The 4,233-nt window shown below is 33.8% G+C and carries 5 protein-coding genes; 1 reads left to right on the plus strand and 4 read right to left on the minus strand.

Annotation, left to right across the window (positions count from 1 at the left end; translation table 11 throughout):
• Positions 1-116 precede the first annotated feature (116 nt).
• On the minus strand, positions 117-623 hold the full coding sequence (locus HLH16_RS09995; RefSeq protein ID WP_214646675.1) for a plasmid replication DNA-binding protein: 507 nt from the start codon (positions 621-623) through the stop codon (positions 117-119).
• A gap of 295 nt (positions 624-918) precedes the next feature.
• On the opposite strand from HLH16_RS09995, the gene HLH16_RS10000 reads away from it, so the two are divergent.
• Positions 919-1,257, plus strand: a complete 339-nt coding sequence (locus HLH16_RS10000) for a hypothetical protein (RefSeq protein ID WP_171529200.1) — start codon at positions 919-921, stop codon at positions 1,255-1,257.
• Positions 1,258-1,464: 207 nt separating this feature from the next.
• On the opposite strand, the gene HLH16_RS10005 is transcribed toward HLH16_RS10000, so the two are convergent.
• From HLH16_RS10005 to HLH16_RS10015, 3 genes are all read right to left on the minus strand, one after another.
• The gene (locus HLH16_RS10005) at positions 1,465-2,748 is read right to left on the minus strand and encodes a hypothetical protein (protein WP_214646676.1); all 1,284 of its coding nucleotides are present in this window, start codon (positions 2,746-2,748) and stop codon (positions 1,465-1,467) included.
• 64 nt (positions 2,749-2,812) lie between these two features.
• Positions 2,813-3,109: a HigA family addiction module antitoxin gene (locus tag HLH16_RS10010; RefSeq protein ID WP_214646677.1), complete on the minus strand. Its 297-nt coding sequence runs from the start codon at positions 3,107-3,109 to the stop codon at positions 2,813-2,815.
• A gap of 10 nt (positions 3,110-3,119) precedes the next feature.
• Positions 3,120-3,398, minus strand: coding sequence for a type II toxin-antitoxin system RelE/ParE family toxin (locus HLH16_RS10015; RefSeq protein WP_171529201.1), 279 nt, complete (start codon positions 3,396-3,398; stop codon positions 3,120-3,122).
• Positions 3,399-4,233 lie beyond the last annotated feature (835 nt).

The following is a 4,233-nucleotide window of genomic DNA, read 5'->3' on the forward strand; positions in this document are numbered from 1 at the left end:
TATGATCTTCGTTATTCGATGCTACAACATCAAATAACTGCGTACCGCTGAATATAAAGCGAAAGCCCTGAATGTTGCAAGATGTTCAGGGCTTTTTCTTTTGTTTTTACTTTGTTTTATCTCAGTTTTAATAAACGGCTTAAAAATACTGCCAGTTTTTTAGGTTCTTCCTGGTGAGTTTGTGATGGTGTTTCTACCTGTTCCCAAGCTTGTTTTTTCTGCTCACCAAAACTGCTCACATCCTGTTTAGATACAGTTTCGGCTGTTTCAGTCACTTCTGTTTTTGCCTTGTGTTCTATTAGTAGTTTGAAGTCATCAAAATCACGTCTAACGCTTGATATCTCTTGTTTCAGGAACGCTTTATCCTGTTTCAGTTCCTCGATCTGTAAACGCAGTTCACGCACTAAATCATCATTGTTCACTGAAACAGTAGAATTACTGTCTACAGAAACAGTTTTTTTGCTAGGACTACCAAATAATCGGATCATATCTTGAGGATCAATCATCTGTACGCCTGATTCACTTAATTGAGGAGTTAGCTCACCTCTTTTAATGGCTTTATAAATTGTCGTTCTACCGATATTAAATTTCTTTGATGCTTCAAGAATGGTCAATACAGACATCATTTTTCCCAAGCTAATTTTTAACTAACAACAGTATATTTCAAAAAATTATATAAAATGACGCCATTTTGACGGCCTAAGCCTATCCTGCGATCAAAAAACAAAAGTAAATTTCGCTGTAATTATGGATTTTATGCCCACTTACTTTCAGATACTTTCAAATGGTTTAATATGCTTTAAAAAGTACTCTAGTTTTCTTTTAAATGGTTTAAAATAGTTGAAAATGCTTTCAAATGGTTTAGATGATGGTTGAATTTGGTTTAAAATACTTTAAGTCAGTACGAAGGGACATCTTATGGCAAGAAAATTACTAAGTAGGAATGCTATTCGATTCATTATTGAATCTAGAGATGATCCATCTCAAGTTTATACATGGCAAGACATAGCTGATTTAGTGCAAACAAAATTTGATATTAAAGTAAGCGGTCAAGCAGTCGGACAAAGTTACAAAAAATACAAAGACAGTTTTAGTCCAACCACAGAAAAAGTTCAGTTAACTACTCAACCTGTAGTGAAAGATATTAAAGCTAAAGCTTTAGATAGAATTGACTCAGATTCAAAAAAATCGAATGCTGGTTTTAATGAAAATGCTGGTGAACACTTAACTAAAGAGAATCTTAAAGATTTACTCTAAAAGTTTAGAGTACTGACATTCTTTAATCCAACTAATGAAAACCATGGAACATTGTTCACTTATTAAGCGTGGAACGTGAGAAAAGATAAAAAAAGCCCCGATTGGAGAAAAGGGGCTTATAAGGTTTAACTATATCATTGAAAATTAAAGAAATAAAATTTGAATTTCGTATAATGTGCATTATGTTAATTTTAGAAAAATTAAACATTACTTCTTCTTAGGTTTCATACATGAGGGTTTTGATAGGCTAGCAGGCTTTTTTAAATTATGTGCCTTAGCCCCTTGTTCTAAAAGACTCTGCAAACTTTTTTCAGAATCTTTAGGCTGTTTATTTTGAACAGTCTTTTTACTCTGTGGGGGCGATACTTTCTTTTGAGCTTTTACTGTCTGCTCAACCTTATTTTGTTTAATTTTCGGATTATTTACTACAGCTGCTTTTAAAGACTTTAACCATGAATATGCTTGATGATCCAACTTTAATAAGTGTTCAATCATTTCATTACGTTTAGCTTTATCCATCTTAGAAATAATGCTTTTTAGATCCGCATTAATTGATTGATTTGTTGCTCCACGTTCACTAGCTTTCTCGTACCACTCATGCCCCAGTGTATATTGGTATGTTTCCATATAAATAGCCCCCAATAAAGTACATGGACGATAATTATCTGGAATTAAATTATGAGCTTTGGAAGCATTATCTATTGCGACATTAACTTTTCTAAGATCACGTCTAACACCTCCTAATGTTGTGAAATAAGCAGATAATAATTTTTTATCTTTTTTATCAGAAACAGTAATACTTTCAAGAAGCTCCTCTGCTTCTAAACTAGCCTGACACTTTCTTAATTGGCTACTCGCATTAATAGCATTCCAAATATTTTTGGCATTTTTCTTATATTCTTGAAGATAATAATTAGCTTCTAAACGATGAAATTTATGACGAACCTTACTACTAAAAAATTTCTTTCCTAAAGTGTTTAACCAAACTGCTTCATCTTGAGAAAGCCTTATTTCCCTATCTAACTTACTTAAAATCTCAGAAAGTTCTATTGGTAATGCGCCTGATATATATTCATTAATTTCATATTTTTTAAGTAATGCTTGTTCTTTTTGCTTTGCAATATATACAGGATCTGATTCAAGTAACTTTTGTTTTTCAATAGCTTCTTGTCTCAACTTTTCTTGACGAACTTTTTCTTCTGAAACTCTCTCTAATTCCACTTTATTTCTAATTTTTTTCTGAAAATCAGGTAAAAAGCCATTTAAAGATCTAAGCATATATTCATGAATATATGCTTTCTCAAATCTACTTAAACTTTGTTTTTCTTGATATTTTTTTACTATATCTTTTAAACGACTCGGTATTAAAAGATCTGACTTTAATGGATCTAAAAAATACTGTTGGCATAAATCTAAAAGTTTATTCTCAAAAATATCTAAATCATTTCGAGAAATTTTTGCTTGTAAAAGTAAAGCTTTTCCATCAACCATAATCAAAAATCTTATTTTTAATCAATAAACTATAATCAAGTATAAAGAAAATATAAATTTTTAGTTAACAACTAACAAAAAATGGTTGAATCTGCGGACGCTGTTTTTGTGATTCTATCCAAAGTGAATGCTTTGATTGAACACGCATTAACAAGTCTGCACTAATTCCCAAAGCATCATGCAAGCGTAAAGCTACATCTGCGGTCACTGGTGCTTTGCCATTAATAATTCGAGAAAGTAATGGACGTGTCACTTGGATACGTTCAGCAAGTTCGGTAATAGTGATCGCTTGTCCTTCTTCTTTTAAACCATCTAACCACTCTGAAATTAACTCACCTGCATGAGCTGGATTATTCATCATCATATTCACCTCAATGGTAGTCCTGATAGTCCACAATATGCGCATTACCGTCTTTAAAAATAAAAGTCATGCGCCAATTAGCATTAACTGTAATTGCCCAATGATCTTTTAATTTACCTTTTAAAGGATGAAGCTTCCATCCGGGGAAATTCATTTCATCAATACTTTGGGCTTCATTCAAAGCAGTTAATTGTCTTTTTAACTTTGTTGAATGAACAGACTGAATACCTGCTGTAGAACCGGTTTTAAAAAATCGTTCCAGTCCCTTATGATTAAAATCTACAATCACAAAAAATCATCCTTTGTATAGTTTTAATATACAGCAATTCGTTCAGTAAAACTATACAGAAATATATATCAAATAAAATCAAAAGCCTTAAAAAAATGCTCTTACTCACTCAAGATCACCACAGCCTTCGGGCAAGCCCTCTGGGCTGATGGTGAACGTTGAGTGAGTTTCGGCAATACTCACCCTAAGAGCCTGCAAAAACTGCTTGCTCTTAAAGTATTGCCGAATACCAATTTTGGGCTGACGGAGCCACGCATCGGTCGTCCACGACAGTAGGTAATTGTGCTTTCCTACACAGGCTGAGATTACGATTCACACACCGCATCGACACGTTCTCAAACCGATCAGATCACTTATCTCTGTGAGGGTTTCCCCAACATACAATTTAAAGCATCACTGAACTACTCATCACGTTGTTGCTTTGTCGATTTCCCCTAGTAGCAACTCTTGCCTTAGATATTCTTATATCCCTCTAAAACAATCGCTGTGGTGCGCTAGCGTCGCTTAATTCCATCCACCCACACCACATGCCTAAACGTATAAAACGGACACGCAGAAGCGGGCAAAGCTCGATCTAGGATACTTATTTGATGATTTAAAACACGTATTAACGAAGACTTATCATATTAGGTCTTGAACTAAACAGTTTTTCTTGTGAAAATAGAGTTCAGGTACAAGCCTTAGTGTGAAATCATAACGGTCGCCAAACCTTATGATCTTCGTTATTCGATGCTACAACATCAAATAACTGCGTACCGCTGAATATAAAGCGAAAGCCCTGAATGTTGCAAGATGTTCAGGGCTTTTTCTTTTGTTTTTACTTTGTTTTATCTCA

The organism is Acinetobacter sp. ANC 5378, from assembly GCF_013004315.1.
Taxonomy (GTDB): domain Bacteria; phylum Pseudomonadota; class Gammaproteobacteria; order Pseudomonadales; family Moraxellaceae; genus Acinetobacter.

Coding starts and splice junctions, on each gene's coding strand:
- HLH16_RS10005 (WP_214646676.1), bottom strand. CDS start 2,748: ATGGTTGATGGAAAAGCTTTACTTTTACAAGCAAAAATTTCTCGAAAT.
- HLH16_RS09995 (WP_214646675.1), bottom strand. CDS start 623: ATGTCTGTATTGACCATTCTTGAAGCATCAAAGAAATTTAATATCGGT.
- HLH16_RS10010 (WP_214646677.1), bottom strand. CDS start 3,109: ATGATGAATAATCCAGCTCATGCAGGTGAGTTAATTTCAGAGTGGTTA.
- HLH16_RS10000 (WP_171529200.1), top strand. CDS start 919: ATGGCAAGAAAATTACTAAGTAGGAATGCTATTCGATTCATTATTGAA.